This window comes from Paraburkholderia sp. CHISQ3, assembly GCF_030464945.1.
Lineage (GTDB): Bacteria > Pseudomonadota > Gammaproteobacteria > Burkholderiales > Burkholderiaceae > Paraburkholderia > Paraburkholderia megapolitana.
The window spans coordinates 313,944-328,240 of the sequence record NZ_JALPRG010000005.1; the positions used below are offsets into that span (position 1 = coordinate 313,944).

At 63.3% G+C, this 14,297-nt stretch carries 13 protein-coding genes; 7 read left to right on the forward strand and 6 right to left on the reverse strand.

Translation table 11 applies throughout. The annotated features are described in order from the left end of the window. Positions 1-79: 79 nt before the first annotated feature. A complete protein-coding gene (locus M0D65_RS14125; RefSeq protein ID WP_091008163.1) occupies positions 80-388 on the reverse strand; it encodes a hypothetical protein in 309 nt (102 codons plus the stop codon). Positions 389-514: 126 nt separating this feature from the next. Between M0D65_RS14125 and M0D65_RS14130 the strand changes: the two genes are divergently transcribed. From M0D65_RS14130 to M0D65_RS14140, 3 genes are all read left to right on the forward strand, one after another. Then, a complete protein-coding gene (locus M0D65_RS14130) occupies positions 515-1,075 on the forward strand; it encodes a TetR/AcrR family transcriptional regulator (RefSeq protein WP_266253228.1) in 561 nt (186 codons plus the stop codon). Between the two features lie 123 nt (positions 1,076-1,198). After that, on the forward strand, positions 1,199-1,624 hold the full coding sequence (locus tag M0D65_RS14135; RefSeq protein WP_091008167.1) for an organic hydroperoxide resistance protein: 426 nt from the start codon (positions 1,199-1,201) through the stop codon (positions 1,622-1,624). 142 nt (positions 1,625-1,766) lie between these two features. Further along, positions 1,767-2,786, forward strand: a complete 1,020-nt coding sequence (locus tag M0D65_RS14140; RefSeq protein WP_266253229.1) for an alpha/beta hydrolase — start codon at positions 1,767-1,769, stop codon at positions 2,784-2,786. A 78-nt stretch (positions 2,787-2,864) separates the two neighbouring features. Here M0D65_RS14140 and M0D65_RS14145 read toward each other — a convergent pair whose 3' ends face one another. Then, on the reverse strand, positions 2,865-4,268 hold the full coding sequence (locus tag M0D65_RS14145; protein WP_266253230.1) for an MFS transporter: 1,404 nt from the start codon (positions 4,266-4,268) through the stop codon (positions 2,865-2,867). Between the two features lie 575 nt (positions 4,269-4,843). Here M0D65_RS14145 and M0D65_RS14150 point away from each other — a divergent pair. Then, on the forward strand, positions 4,844-5,323 hold the full coding sequence (locus M0D65_RS14150) for a Fur family transcriptional regulator (protein ID WP_091008176.1): 480 nt from the start codon (positions 4,844-4,846) through the stop codon (positions 5,321-5,323). Between the two features lie 22 nt (positions 5,324-5,345). Here M0D65_RS14150 and zigA read toward each other — a convergent pair whose 3' ends face one another. After that, positions 5,346-6,563 (reverse strand): zinc metallochaperone GTPase ZigA, encoded by a 1,218-nt coding sequence (zigA, locus tag M0D65_RS14155; RefSeq protein ID WP_266253231.1) that lies wholly within the window; start codon positions 6,561-6,563, stop codon positions 5,346-5,348. Between the two features lie 170 nt (positions 6,564-6,733). Here zigA and M0D65_RS14160 point away from each other — a divergent pair, with 170 nt between their 5' ends. Together M0D65_RS14160 and M0D65_RS14165 are read left to right on the forward strand one after the other, a co-directional pair. Then, positions 6,734-7,606 carry a LysR substrate-binding domain-containing protein gene (locus M0D65_RS14160; protein WP_091008182.1) on the forward strand — a complete coding sequence of 291 codons (873 nt, stop codon included), beginning with the start codon at positions 6,734-6,736 and terminating at the stop codon, positions 7,604-7,606. Between the two features lie 128 nt (positions 7,607-7,734). Continuing rightward, positions 7,735-9,849 (forward strand): LamG-like jellyroll fold domain-containing protein, encoded by a 2,115-nt coding sequence (locus M0D65_RS14165; protein WP_266253232.1) that lies wholly within the window; start codon positions 7,735-7,737, stop codon positions 9,847-9,849. Here the strand turns inward: M0D65_RS14165 and M0D65_RS14170 are convergent. Beyond that, the gene (locus tag M0D65_RS14170) at positions 9,839-10,177 is read right to left on the reverse strand and encodes a hypothetical protein (protein WP_266253233.1); all 339 of its coding nucleotides are present in this window, start codon (positions 10,175-10,177) and stop codon (positions 9,839-9,841) included. The genes M0D65_RS14165 and M0D65_RS14170 overlap by 11 nt on opposite strands. On the opposite strand from M0D65_RS14170, the gene M0D65_RS14175 reads away from it, so the two are divergent. After that, positions 10,168-12,294, forward strand: coding sequence for a phosphocholine-specific phospholipase C (locus M0D65_RS14175; protein WP_266253234.1), 2,127 nt, complete (start codon positions 10,168-10,170; stop codon positions 12,292-12,294). The genes M0D65_RS14170 and M0D65_RS14175 overlap by 10 nt on opposite strands. Positions 12,295-12,351: 57 nt before the next feature. Here M0D65_RS14175 and M0D65_RS14180 read toward each other — a convergent pair whose 3' ends face one another. Both M0D65_RS14180 and M0D65_RS14185 read right to left on the reverse strand, forming a co-directional pair. Further along, on the reverse strand, positions 12,352-13,350 hold the full coding sequence (locus M0D65_RS14180) for an AraC family transcriptional regulator (RefSeq protein WP_266253235.1): 999 nt from the start codon (positions 13,348-13,350) through the stop codon (positions 12,352-12,354). Positions 13,351-13,510: 160 nt separating this feature from the next. Further along, positions 13,511-14,281, reverse strand: a complete 771-nt coding sequence (locus M0D65_RS14185) for an aldolase (RefSeq protein ID WP_266253236.1) — start codon at positions 14,279-14,281, stop codon at positions 13,511-13,513. Between the last annotated feature and the right edge of the window lie 16 nt (positions 14,282-14,297).

Here is a 14,297-nt window from a genome sequence, read left to right on the forward strand (position 1 = left end):
TTTCGGTTTCTCAGCCGAGATCGCCCGCTTTTCAAAAAATAAGCGCGCGTCCGGTATCTGGACACACATCGGCGAGACGCTAGACCTGCGGTAGATCGTCGATGGATTTTTCGATGTGGCCGTCGGGGATGTCGGTGTCGATGCCGTCGTTGCCGTCCATATGCGCAACGGTCTTGATCTTCGGCCCGAGAAAATTCATGCCGCCGAGCTTGAACAGCGACCACACGAGATTGCCCGCGCGGATGGCCTTGACGACTTCGGCAACCTCGACGATGTCGTGCTGCGACAGCCATTCGTTGGTCTTGGGATTGACGAGCGCCCAGCGCACATGCGTGATGCGGCCGGTTACAGGGTTGATGCGAACGCCATCGATAGCATACGTCGCCATATCAGCCTCCCTCATCGTGCACATCCTGGTCACGGAATCGTAACACTCCTGCGAAGGCGCCCGGCTACAGAAATATTTTCTGAAAACTCCTTGATTATCTACTGACCAGTAGATAGACTGCTGTTCATGGAAACGCCAACCGTCCGCGAACAGCTTCTGCAACACGCCCAGACCTTGCTGATGACCCGAGGCTACAACGGGTTCAGCTACCGGGATCTCGCCGATCTCGTGGGTGTGAAGACATCGAGCATTCACTACTACTTCCCTACCAAGGAAGACCTCGCGCTTGAAGCTGTAGATGCATACAGCAGCGAGGTGTTGAGCACGATCCGCGCAATCGATGCGTCGCTCGCACCGGAGAAAAAGCTCGAACGCTATGCGAAGCAGTTTGGTCTCGTGCTCGGCAACGGCGATCAGATCTGTCTGTGCGGCATGCTGGCAGCGGACATCGAATCGCTGCCCGAAAACGTGCGGCAGGCCGTGCAGGCGTTTTTCAAGGCCAACGAAAGCTGGCTCGCCAAAATACTGGCTGAAGGCGAAGCGCGCGGCACACTGCGCGTGAACGGAAAAGTGGAAAGCGCGGCGCGCGCACTGTATGCGTCGTTTCAAGGCAGCGTCCTTGCCAGCCGGTTGTTTCACTCGAAGGCGCGGCTCGAAGACGTCGTCAATTCAGTACGGATTGGATAACCCGAACGCGATCGATTCACTGGTCGCGCCCGGTAAGCAGCAAGCAGGTCGTTTTTTTATAACCGGTTGTCTATCTACTAATAGATAACAATCAATCGCAATCTCTTGAACTGGAGTTACATCATGTCGATCGAAAAAGTCTTGTACCGTGCTCATGCTCGCGCTAACGGTGGCCGCGACGGCCGTGCAGTCTCGTCGGATAACGTGCTCGACGTCGCCCTCACGACGCCGCGCGAACTCGGCGGTGCCGGCGGCGTAGGCACGAATCCCGAGCAATTGTTCGCCGCGGGCTATTCCGCGTGTTTCCTCGGCGCGATGAAGTTCGTCGCAGCTCGCGACAAGATTGCGCTGCCCGCCACCACGACCGTGGACGGCAGTGTCGGCATCGGCCAGATCCCGACCGGTTTCGGCATCGAAGTCGAACTGCGCATCACGTTACCGGGTATCGAACGCGCTCAGGCCGAACGCATCGTTGAGGCAGCGCATATCGTGTGCCCTTACTCGAATGCGACGCGCGGCAACATCGACGTCAAGCTGGTTTTGCAATAACGCCACCGCGGCATTACAGCCGCCGTTCGTGGCGTTTTATTTTCTCCATTTGTCTACCTATACATAGATAGTCATACGTGTAACAGGCGCAGCCGGCACGTGCTGCCGACTGCACATCGACCTCACTTGAAGGAGCAGGATCATGAAGTTTGCGAAGAAGCTGATCGTCGCTGCGGCGACTGGAACCACGCTCGCATCGGGTGCCCATGCGGCGCCGGTACTCGAACCCGTCACGCAGGCCTTCATCGATAGCCTCGCCGCGCATGGCGGCCCGCCGATCTACACGCTCTCTCCCGCCGATGCACGCAACGTGCTGGCAGGCGCACAGGCGCAACCGGTGGCGAAATTGCCGGCACAGATCGAAGACCGCGTGCTGCCTGTTGGTCCGACGGGCAAGGTTGCCGTGCGTATCGTGAAGCCTGAAGGCGCGACCGGCACGCTGCCCGTGGTGGTGTATTTTCACGGCGGCGGCTGGGTGCTCGGCGACAAAAACACGCATGACCGGCTGATCCGCGAAATTGCAAACGGTGCGCACGCGGCGGTGATCTTCGTCGACTATGACCGTTCGCCGGAAGCGAAGTACCCCGTGCCGATCGAACAGGCCTACGCTGCGACGACCTACGTTGCCGCACATCCGAAGGAGTTTGGTATCGACGCGAACCGCATTGCAGTGGCGGGCGACAGCGTCGGCGGCAATATGACGGCAGCCGTGACGCTGCTCGCCAAAGAGCGCAGCGGGCCGACGTTGCGCTACCAGGTGCTGTTCTATCCGGTCACCGATGCGAACTTCGACGACGGCTCGTACAACGAATTCGCGAACGGCCCGTGGCTGACCAGACCGGCGATGAAGTGGTTCTGGGACGCGTATGCGCCGAACGTAGCAGACCGAGCGAAGATCACCGCCTCGCCGCTGCGCGCGACACTCGATGAGCTGAAGGGCTTGCCGCCCGCGCTCGTGATCACCGACGAGAACGATGTGCTGCGCGACGAGGGCGAAGCGTATGCGCGCAAGTTGTCGCAGGCCGGTGTGCGGGTTACGGCGGTACGCTATGAAGGCACGATCCACGACTTCGTGATGCTCAACGCGCTGACCGACACTCCGGCGACGCGTGCCGCGATCGCTCAAGCCAACAGCGCGTTGCGTGAAGCGTTGGCGAAGTAAACACGCCGCACCTGAATGACGAACGACCCGCCTAAGCGGGTCGTTCGTCGTTTCATCGCATCTTGAAGGCAGTGCAGCTCACACACTCCCATCCATTCGCACCGCAGCCCCCTGCAGCGGCGTATCGGCAATAACGACGCTTTCCTTCGGCAGCGCCCATTGCAGCCAGCGCGTACGATGCAGCACGACGAGCGCGAACGCCAGCGCCGACAGCACACCGAACGTGGCGAAGCCCATCTGATAGCTGCCCGTGCTTTCCTTAGCGATACCCATGATCACCGGCAGATAGAACCCACCGATCCCGCCCGCGGCACCGACGATGCCCGACATCAAGCCGGTCTTGCCCTTCCAGCGTTGCGGTACGAGCTGGAACGTCGCGCCGTTGCCGAGCCCGAAGCACACGTAGGTGACGACCAGCAGCGCGATGCCGGCCGGCAGCGGCGGCATCCACGCGGCAAACGCGAAGTCGCAGATCGAGATGGCCGCGAGCAGCAGCACCAGTGCGCGCACGCCGGAAATCCGGTCGGCGACGAAACCGCCGATCGGCCGCACCAGCGCGCCGATAAACGCGAGCAGCGACATGAAGAGCCCTGCTTCGATACGCGGCATCTGATACAGCGAGATCAGCAGCGTTGTGACATACGAAGACATGCCGACAAAACCGCCGAACGTGATGCTGTACACGAGCATCACAACCCACGTGTCGCCTTCGACCAGCACGGCGCGATAGTGCTTCGGCAGCACGGCGATGGCGAGCAGCGCACCGAGTACCGGCAGCAGCAACACCCCCGTCTTGCCTGCACCGAATAGCCCGGCGTGTACGGCCAGCACGAGCGCCAGCAGCCCCACGAGCGTGATGCAGAAACTGCCCAGCGCTTTCGGAGCGCTGCCGGTCTTCGGGTTCAGATCCTTCGCCCAGAAAAACAGTGCAACCGCAGCAAGCGCCAGCAACGGCAACGCGGCACCCGTCGCACGCGCCCAGCCGAAACTATCCGCAAGCGACGGAAACAGGAACCCGTCGAGCACCGCACCGATGTTGCCCGCTGCCGCAAGGCCCAACACGAGCCCCTGTACTTTCGGCGGATAGTTGCTACCTGCCATCGGCAGGGCGACCGCGAAGCTCGCGCCGCCGATACCGAGAAACACGCCGAGCACCAGCAGCAAGGTGTACGACGGCGTGCCCGGCATCAACAGCAACACCACCGACGGAATCGCCGACAGCGCCACCCCGAGCAGCGCAACGCGCCGGCCGTCGTAGGCCTGATAAAGATTGCCGAGCGTCACGCGCAGAATCGCGGCGCCCAGTACCGGTACCGCAACCAGGAAGCCCAGTTCGGCGGGCGACATCGCGATGTCTTTGTGGATGAACGGCGCGAGCGGGCCGAACATCACCCACACCGTAAAGCCCGTGTCGAAATACAGAAAGCACGCGAGCAACGCGCGCCAGTTACCGCTCTTCAGCGAATTCAGCAGGTTTCTCATGGGTCTCTCTCACAGGGCGATAGCGATGACTCTTGCAACGGACCCGGTCATGCGACCGGCGAAAAAAAAGGCGCCCCGAACCGCGCGGGCAGACCGATTGCTCGATCCGCTTCTGCGATCCGGGACGCCGTTGTCCCTAAAGCCGCTACATCGAGCGGCCAGTCGATATCCGATACGTCGAGGTCTCCGTTGACCTCGGGACGGACAAATGCAATAGCTGTGCCACGCCTTGAACGGGCCGCTTCGTGCGCGTCGGACGAAGCGGCCGGGCCGCGCCCCGGAAGAACGTATAGCGTTGTGTGGTGGGACGATCGGGCCGATGCAGGTAGTCGCTCGTGGGCCACATGCGATATGCGCCACGCTTCGGCATGCGACATCGCAGGCATTTCTTCGAAGCGCCTGAATGTCTCCTTACGAATAGATTTGGTGCAGTCCGCTAGTGCATCGCACCATCGCCGTGCGCAAGGTGCGGGCTGCGGGGTGCGGCCGCGCATAACCCTACTGCGAGGTCCTCACAGACTGTCGGGCAAACCGATGGATGTATCATTGAGCGATCGTAAGCCGTGCTTTAAATCATGCCGTCACGACACACTTCCCGAGTCAAGAATGCCCCACCCGCCGCGTGGCCGGAACGCCTGCGGGCCGCAGGGCTACGTTCCACCGCGCTGACGCTCGCCGTCCTGCAGCGGCTCGAAACCGCCAGCCAGCCGTACTCCCACGAAGACCTCGCTCAGGAACTCGCCGAAGATAACCCCAGCGGCAAGGTGGACCGCGTCACGCTATACCGCATCCTCGATCGGCTCACCCTGGTCGAGCTGATTGCGAAGATTCAGGGCTCGGATCGCGTCGCGCGCTACACGCTCACGCATGCATCGGCGGCCGGCTACTTCGAATGCGATCAATGCCACTCGGTCACGGCGCTCCCAAGCGACCCCGCTCTTACCGACGTGCTCGCCCGGATGGGGCGGCGCGTCAACCGCAGCGGTGCGCATAGCACGAAGGCGTCGCTGACACTGCACGGCACCTGCAAGAACTGCGTTCATCCGCACCGCTAGCGGGGCTCGCGCATCGGCGGGATTACGCTTCGTCCGCGTCCTCGGATGCCTCGCGCCAGACCGGGAACGGGTCAGTGAATTTCAGCCATTCCGACGGCCCCGCGTACATTTCGGCGTCGCTCAGCAGGCATGCATCGAGCCGCTCGCGCAACGCCGCTTCGTCCATGTCGATGCCGATCAGCACCAGCTCCTGGCGCGCATCGCCGACATGCGGGTCCCACCTCGCGTCGATCGCACGCAACGCTTCGGGGTCTTCCGGCCAGTAGGCCTTCGGCACCGCGGCCCACCACATGCCTGCGGAACCGTGCCGGCACACGCCACCAGCCTGCGACCACGTGCCCGCATAGGTCGGCCGGCTGGCGAGCCAGAAAAAGCCTTTCGAGCGCACGACGCCCGGCCATTCGCGCTCCACCAGTTCCCAGAAACGCAACGGATGAAACGGCCGCCGCGCACGGTAGACGAAGTTCGCGATGCCGTATTCCTCGGTCTCCGGCGTGTGTTCTCCGCGCAGTTCCCTGAGCCAGCCCGGTGCCTGCGACGCTTCCTCGAAATCGAACAGCTTCGTGTCGAGCACCTTGTCCAGCGACAGCTTGCCGAACTCGGCAATCTCGATGCGGGCCCGCGGATTGAGCCGGTGCAGGATGGCGATCAACCGTTCGCGATCGGCATCGTCGATCAGGTCGACCTTGTTCAGCACGAGCACATCGCAGAACTCGATCTGCTCGATCAGCAGATCGACGACAGTCCGCCTGTCTTCCTCGCCAAGCGATTCGCCACGCGCCTGCAGGCTGTCGTGCGAGCTGTAGTCGCGCAGAAAATTGAACGCGTCGACCACGGTCACCATCGTGTCGAGCCGGGCGACGTCGGACAGGCTTTGCCCCTGCTCGTCCGCGAACGTAAACGTTTCCGCGACCGGCAGCGGCTCCGAAATCCCCGTGGATTCGATGACCAGTTGATCGAAGCGCCCGTCCTTCGCCAGACGGTTTACCTCCAGCAGCAGATCCTCGCGCAACGTGCAGCAGATACAGCCGTTGCTCATCTCGACCAGTTTCTCGTCGGTGCGCGACAGTTCGGCACCGCCGTCGCGCACGAGCGCGGCATCGATATTCACCTCGCTCATATCGTTCACGATGACGGCCACCCGCCGCCCCTCGCGATTGTTCAGGATGTGGTTCAGCAAGGTCGTCTTGCCGGCACCGAGGAAACCGGACAGCACCGTGACGGGCAGTCGTGCATTCATAAAGCGCTCCGTGGTTCACTTAATCGCAACTGGATTGCATTATAAACATAACGCAACAAAGTAGCGTTTACGGAAGACGCGCTTTGGCACAATGCCGACCCTGGCGCCGGCGCGGAGGTGTGTTCCCCGGCATCCGATATCATGGGCGCTCCGTTTCGCACCCGCTTGCCATGCTTGCCCCTTTACTCCATTCGTTCTACGAAGCCGCCCGCCAAGGTAGTGTGACTGTGGCGGCGAAGGTACTCGGGCTCAGCCAGCCGACGGTGACCGCCCATATCCGGCAACTGGAAACGATGTACAAGGTGGAGCTGTTTCATCGCCGGGGCGGGCGTATCGAGTTGACCGAAGCAGGCGCGGGATTGATGCCACAGGTGCAGCGCCTGCTACAGAACGAGCGCGATATCGACTTCGCCTTGCGCAACGCCAGCCGGCTCGCGGGCACGCTGTGGGTCGGTGCGACGGGGCCGTACTACATACTCCCTGGCATCGCCGCATTCCGGCAGCGCTATCCGGCGACCGAAATCCGTGTCGTGATAGGCAATTCACGCGAGATGCTGGACGCGCTGATCGACAGCCGCATCGATATCGCCGTGTCGTCGCAGCGCGACGACGATCCCCGTCTCGTGCGTCAGACGCTCGCGTGCGACTCGCTCGTGCTGGTCGTGCATCGAGACCATCCGCTCACGCGCGCAGGCAAGGCGAGCCTCGCCGACCTGAAGACGCAGACGCTGCTGCTGCGCGAGTCCGGTTCGATGACGCGCCAGATCACCGAATCCGCACTACGCGCCGCCGACGTGCGTCCCGCGACGACAATCGAGATCGGCAGCCGCGAAGCGATCCACGAGGCGATCCGCCACGACATGGGTTGCAGCCTGATGCCGGCCGGCGAAGTACCGGCCAGCCCCGACCTGCGGGTCTTGCCGCTGGAAGGCGAAATGCCCTCTTCGCTCGAATACGTCTACTACCTGGGCGCGCGTTCAGGAGCCCTGCTGATCGATACGTTTATCGGACTACTGGCTGACTCGCGCGCGAGTCGCACATAAAAAGTCTGATAGGCGCATCCGTCTATTTGCGCCAAACGACATTCCCTAGTCACCGCCCTTACCTAATCTTGCCGCTGCACGCTGCCTGTGCGGCGTTCCGTTCAATGTAGCGGCAAGGGGAGAAGACGATGGCGAAGTTCATCGGTCGATGGGCGCTGGGCGCCACAATCGGCGTGGTGCTAATCGGTGCACTGGGTGCATGCGGGGGAAGCGGAGGCGTCAATGCGGGGGCCACGCGAACGGCGGCGGCAACGCCTGGTGGCGCCGCCTCGGCGCCAACACCGGCGTCCGGCTCACAGCCAGCGGCGGCCGTGGTCAACAAGACGCTCGTCGTCGAATTCGACGGGCTCACCTGGCGCGCGCTGACACAAGGTATCGCCAACGGTACGCTGCCGAATCTGGCCAAACTCTCGGTCGCGCCGGCGTACAGCGGTGGGGTCGTGAACACGTTGAGCCAGCAGGCAAATCTCGATACGCCTGGTTGGGCCAGCCTGCTTACCGGCGCATGGGCGAATCGCCATCAGGTCAATTCGGATGCGCCGAACCAGGCGCTGCATGCCGACACGCTATTCAAAACCCTGCGCGCGGCGAACGGCGGCGAGGCCGGCGTTGCGGCCGGTTCGAGCGGCCTCGTTGCGCTGCTCGCAGCGGACCGCAATGCGGGCTACGTCGATAGCGTGGTGAATTGCGCGAGCGTCGACAGCTGTGTCACGCAGAACGCCCTTGGCCTGATCGACAACGGCTATACGCTGGTCGTCGCGCAGTATCACTCCGCGCAGGACGCCGCGCTCAACAGCGGCTTCTCAACCGACTACACGAACACGATCGCCCAGCTCGATGCCGCGCTCGGGACGCTGCGTGCGGAAACGGCCAAACGCAGCGGCGAAAACTGGCTGATCATCGTGACGGCGAGCCACGGGCTGAATGCGGCCGGCGGCGCGGATGGTTTGCCGCTGCTCAACGAGGCAACAAGTTTTGTCGCGCTGAACCAGACCGCTAACGGGCTGCTCGGCGACAGCAGCACGCCGGCGACGCTCACGGCACTCTACCAGCGAGCGAATATCGCTGACCTCGCGCCGACCGTGCTCGAATATCAGGGTGCGTTGCCCGCACCCGCGAACTACGCGATGGATGGCGGCGCCCTCGTCGGCACGACACCGGTATCGCAACTACTCGGCGTGACGGGCGCAGATCACACGAGCGTGGTCCTGACGTGGGGCGCACCCGCGAGCGGCGCAATCAACGTACTGCGCAACGGCACCACGATCGCCAGTCTGCCCGCCGGCACTGCAACCTACACCGACAGCCAGCTCGGACTGACGACGAGCGGTGCCTACCAGTTCAACTACGCGGTCGTCGCGGGCGGTGTCAACGGTGCACCGGTTTCGACAATCGCCCAGGCGAACTATGTCGCGCCGCCCCCGCCTCCGCCGCCCCCGCCTGCGCTCGCCACTACGCTGACGAACAGCCTGTCGTCCTACTACCCGTTCGGCACGCTGCCGCCCACCGACCGCCTGAACGCCAGCACGATGGGCCCGTGGGCAAGCGACGCAGACGGCGGCGCGCTGACTGCCGGTGCCGATCCGTTCGGCGGCAAGGGGCTGCAGGTCGACACGAGCATCGTCGATACGAACGGCTTCGATGGCTACAAGCTCACGCAGACCAGTGACGTCACGACGCATGCGCAATTCACGCTCGGGCTCTGGTTCATGACGTCCTGTACGAACGCGACTGGTAACGGCACGCCGATCCTCTCGAACAAGAACTACTACACCGGTGGAAACCCAGGCATCGCAATCGGGCTGTTCCCCGGCTCGGGCGGCAGTTGCAACGTGCGCTTCAACATCGGCGACGGTTCGGCGCGCAACGACATCAACAGCCTGAACGTAACCGCAAACCGCTGGAACTATCTCGCACTCAGCATCGATACCGCCGCGAAAACGATGAACGCCTACGTCTTCGATCCGGTGCTCGGCGAGCAGAAGAGCGTTGGCGTCGCGATCACGATCGACGTGACGAAGCTGCCCGGCCTCGGCGTGTTCGGTCTGAACGAGGACGGCACGGGCCGCTACTTCATGAACTCGTGCAAGGACACACCGCCCTATCACGCGGGTCAGTGCGGCGCATCGCCACCCGATGTGCAGTCGTTCGCCGATCTCGCGCTATGGACCCGCGTGCTCACCGAAACGGAACTGCAGTCGGTCTTCGGTTCGGGCAAACCTCTTTCCACACTCATCCATTGATGGAGATCGCCATGCGCCCGTTTTCTCTTTCCACACTCGCCGGCGCGGCGCTCGCGTTGGCGCTGTGCGCGACGCTCGCCGCGTGCGGCAATGGCAGTTCCGTCGGTGCGACGCCCACGCGCGGCAGCGATGCCGCAGCCGGCGCGGGCGGCAGCAGCGAGCCGCAGCCAATCGTCACGCCGCCAACCTCTGCTTCCGCGGCGGCTGCGGCCTCCGCGCCATGCGCAGCTTCTAGCGCCGCCGCGAGCCAGCCGGTCAGCAACACGCAGTTGCGCTGCGCACCGTGATCCGTCCCATTCGAGCGAACCGACTCCCGACATGACTTCATTGACCCGTCGTAATTTCCTGCGCGCGGCCGCGGCCAGCGCTGCGGCTTCGGTGTTCCCGCCCGCGATTCGCCGTGCGCTTGCGATTCCTGCCAACAACGCAACCGGCACGATCAACGACGTACAGCACGTCGTGATCCTGATGCAGGAAAACCGCTCCTTCGATCATTACTTCGGCACGCTACCCGGTGTGCGCGGCTACGGCGATCGACTGACGATTCCACAACCGGGCGGCGTCCCGGTGTGGAACCAGAGCGACGGCACGCGAACGGTCTTGCCGTTCTATCTCGACAGCACGAAGGGCAATGCGCTGCTCGCGGGCGGCGCGCATTCGTGGAGCGACGCGCACGCCGCATGGAACAACGGTCGCATGACAAACTGGCCGCAGTACAAGGGCGATGTATCGATGGGGTATCTGCAGCAGAGCGACCTCTCGTTCCAGTTCGCGCTCGCCAATGCATTCACGATCTGCGATGCGTACCATTGCTCGCTGCATGGCGGCACCAACTCGAACCGGATCTTCCTGTGGACCGGCACGAATGGTCCGACCGGCGCGGGCCTGTCGGTCGTCAATAACGACGGTTGGGACAGCCTTGGTGCATCGAGCACGGGGCTCACGTGGACCACCTACCCCGAGCGGCTGCAGGCTGCCGGCGTGTCGTGGAAGGTCTACGAGAACATGCCCGACAACTACACCGACAATCCGCTCGCCGGTTTCAAGACCTTCCGCAAGATCAACGAAACGGTACCCGGTTCGCCCGACGCACCGTATACGCCGCAACTCGATGCGACCGCGCCGCTCTACAAGGGCATCGGTAACACGATGCCCGATGGTGGATTCCTGCAGGCATTCAAGGACGACATCGCCGCGGGCCAGTTACCGCAGGTGAGCTGGATCGTCACGCCGCAGGCGTACTGCGAGCACCCCGGTGTGTCGACGCCGGGACAAGGAGCGTGGTACATCCAGCAGTTGCTCGATGCGCTCACGGCCAACCCGGATGTCTGGAGCAAGACCGTGCTCTTCGTCAACTTCGACGAGAACGACTGCTTCTTCGATCACGTGCCGCCGCCGGCCGCACCGACGCGCAACGCCGACGGCACGTATGCGGGCAAATCGACTGTCGATACGCGCTACGAATACTTCGACTTCCCCACGCCGCCCGGCAACGACGGCAGCGAGAAACCCGATGGCCTTGCGTACGGTCCCGGCCCACGCGTGCCGATGTACGTGGTGTCTCCCTGGAGCCGCGGCGGCTGGGTCAACTCGCAGGTCTCCGATCACACGTCGGTATTGCGCTTTCTCGAACAGCGTTTCGGCGTAACCGAATCCAATATCAGCCCGTGGCGACGCGCGGTGTGCGGCGATCTGACGTCGGCGTTCAACTTCGGCAATCCGAATGGCAGCGCGGTTCCGTCGATTGCCGCGCCGACCAAAAGCCAGGCCGACCAGCAGGCGATCCAGCAAAGCACGCAGGGCGCGGTGCCGGTGCCTTCGGTGGGCACGCAGCAGGTACCGAAGCAAACGCCGTTTGCCCGGCCGTCGCGAGCGCTACCGTACGAGTTGCATGTCAGCGCGAACGCGGATGTCGCGAGCGGCAACCTGTGGTTGATTTTCAGTAATACCGGCAACGCGGGTGCGGTGTATCACGTGTACGACCGGTTGCATCTCGATCGCACGCCGCGCCGTTACACCGTTGAGGCGGGCAAGGAAGTCTCCGATTCGTGGACCGTCGTGAGCGATAACGGTGGCGCGTACGACCTGTGGGTACTCGGTCCGAACGGCTTTCATCGGGCGTTTCAGGGTAACGTCGCGACGCTGACGGGTGGCGCGAATCCGGAAATTCGCGTGTGCTACGACGTGAATAACGACGCGGTGTATGTGACGTTGATGAATACCGGCACTGCAAATGCGAGCTTCACCGTGACCGCGAATGCGTATCGCACCGACGGACCGTGGACCTATGCCGTGCCGCCGCAGATGCAGGTCGAGCCGTCGTGGAATCTGGGCAGTGTCGGCGGGTGGTATGACTTTACGGTTGCCGCGGCCGGCGGTTTCGTGCGGCGTTTTGCTGGACGCGTTGAAACCGGTCACGACAGTACGAGCGATCCGGCTGCCTAAACGGACGAATCGTGTCGAAAGGCCGCGCTACTGTGCGTGCGCGAGGCTAGCCTGGCTTCACGCACGCTGTCGGAATTCGCGCGGCGACATGCCGAAGCACGCGCGAAAGCGCCGGCTGAAATGCGCGGGATCGTTGAAGCCGTTGCGGTACGCGATGCGTTCGATCGACTGCGCGTGCCAGAACGGATTCGCGAGATCGGCGCGGGCGCACGCAAGACGTTGTTGCAGCACATAGCGGCCATACTGCGTGCCCATCGATTCGAACAGCTTGTGCACGTAACGGGTCGACACGCCGAGCGCATGCGCGCACGACTCGACGTTCAGCTCCGGATCGCGCAGCGTCGCATCGATGTAGGCGGTGAGTTGCGACCAGCGCAACGGGTTACGTGCGGCGGCGGTGTGCCTTGTGTCCGTTGTGTACCTTGTGTCTGCTCTGCACTCCGACGCTTCGAGATACGCTGCCGCGAGCAACGCGATCAGCGACTCTTCGGCCGCAGGGATCGCGTCGGCGCTCATTCGCGCGAATCCCGGCAGCGCCGATTCGATGAAGCAATGAATCGTCCTGACGATGCCCGAGCCCGCATCCGCGCGGCCGGGCAGGAAAGAGGAATGACCCGGCAACGCATCGCGTAGCAGACGTGCGACCGGCAGGCGCAGCATCACGAGGCTGGCGGGTTCGTCGACTCTCGCAACAGACGGCATGCGCGCGCGGCGAAACGTGATGTCGCCCTTGCCGAACGGCAGCGTGCGCCCCTGTTGCGTCACGACGCCCTTACCGTCGAGTGCGATCAGCACGATCGCGTCGTCGCCGCTTAAGCCGCTCAGATGAGTGCTGTCGTGCCGGACTTCCTGGTGGCCAAGCTGCGCTGTGGCGAGCACACCGCCGCCCGTCAAACGACACGCGCGTAGCGGTCCGGCCGTCGCGTCATGTGCGGCCACAAGCTCGCCGGGCATGACGAGATTGTCCAGCGAGTGCTTTAACTGGTCGGTGCCGCAGGCCGGCATATCCCGCAACGTGGGTGCATAGGGCAAATTCAAACGGATGCTATCGTGCATGGCGGCTCCCGGATGCAGTGTCGCGTTGCGATGTAGCCGCCACCGTGCGCTGCTGGAACGATGCTCGTGGGCCGCCTGCGGCGCAATGGACGCGGGCGGTTGCAATCGCCCATTATGTCGCAGAAAATTTTCCGCCTACGACGCGTTGCCGCCGTGCGCCCTAAAACAGCACTTCCGGCTCGCGCCGGATCACGCGCCGCGCGAACAGCGCAAAGCTCGCCTTGACGATGCTCGGTTGCAGCAGGAAATCGTGCGCTTCCTTTGCGCGCGCGTCGTCGATGCGGCGAATCTCGCCGGCCGAACGCGCGAGCAACTGAGCACGTGCCGCCCGTTCGATCAGCACCGCCATGTAAGCCGATTCCTCCAGCGAAGCCGTCGCCGCGAGAAAACCGTGATTCGCGAGCAGGATGGTGCGTTTCGTGCCAAGCGCTGCCGAGATGATCTCGCCTTCGCTGTCGGCGATCGGCAAACCCGGCCATTCGCGCAGGAACGCACAGTCGTCGAAAAACGGCGTGGCATCCATGTGCGCGACTTCGAGCGGTGTGCCGGTCATCGACAGCGCGTTGATGTACGGCGGATGCGTATGCACGATGCAGTTCACGTCTGGCCTGCGCCGGTAGATCCACAGGTGAAAGCGGATCGCCGGATTAGCCATGCCGCGGCCCTCGATCACGCGCATCGTGTCGTCGATCCGGATCACGTTATTGCGCGCTACCTCGTCGAAGCCGATCGCTAGCGCGGTGGTCAGGAACGTGCCGTCGGACTCGCGCATCGTCACCTGTCCTGCGAGCGTTTCGGAGTGCCCCTCGTGTGCCAGCATGCGGCACACGAGGGCGAGTTTCTGGCGGTCATCCCACGCGCCCACTTCGAGTTTCTCGTCCATTTGTGCGGTGACGCTTCGATTCAGATCGTCGCGCTCGTCGTTACTCATTGCTGTTTCTCCACTG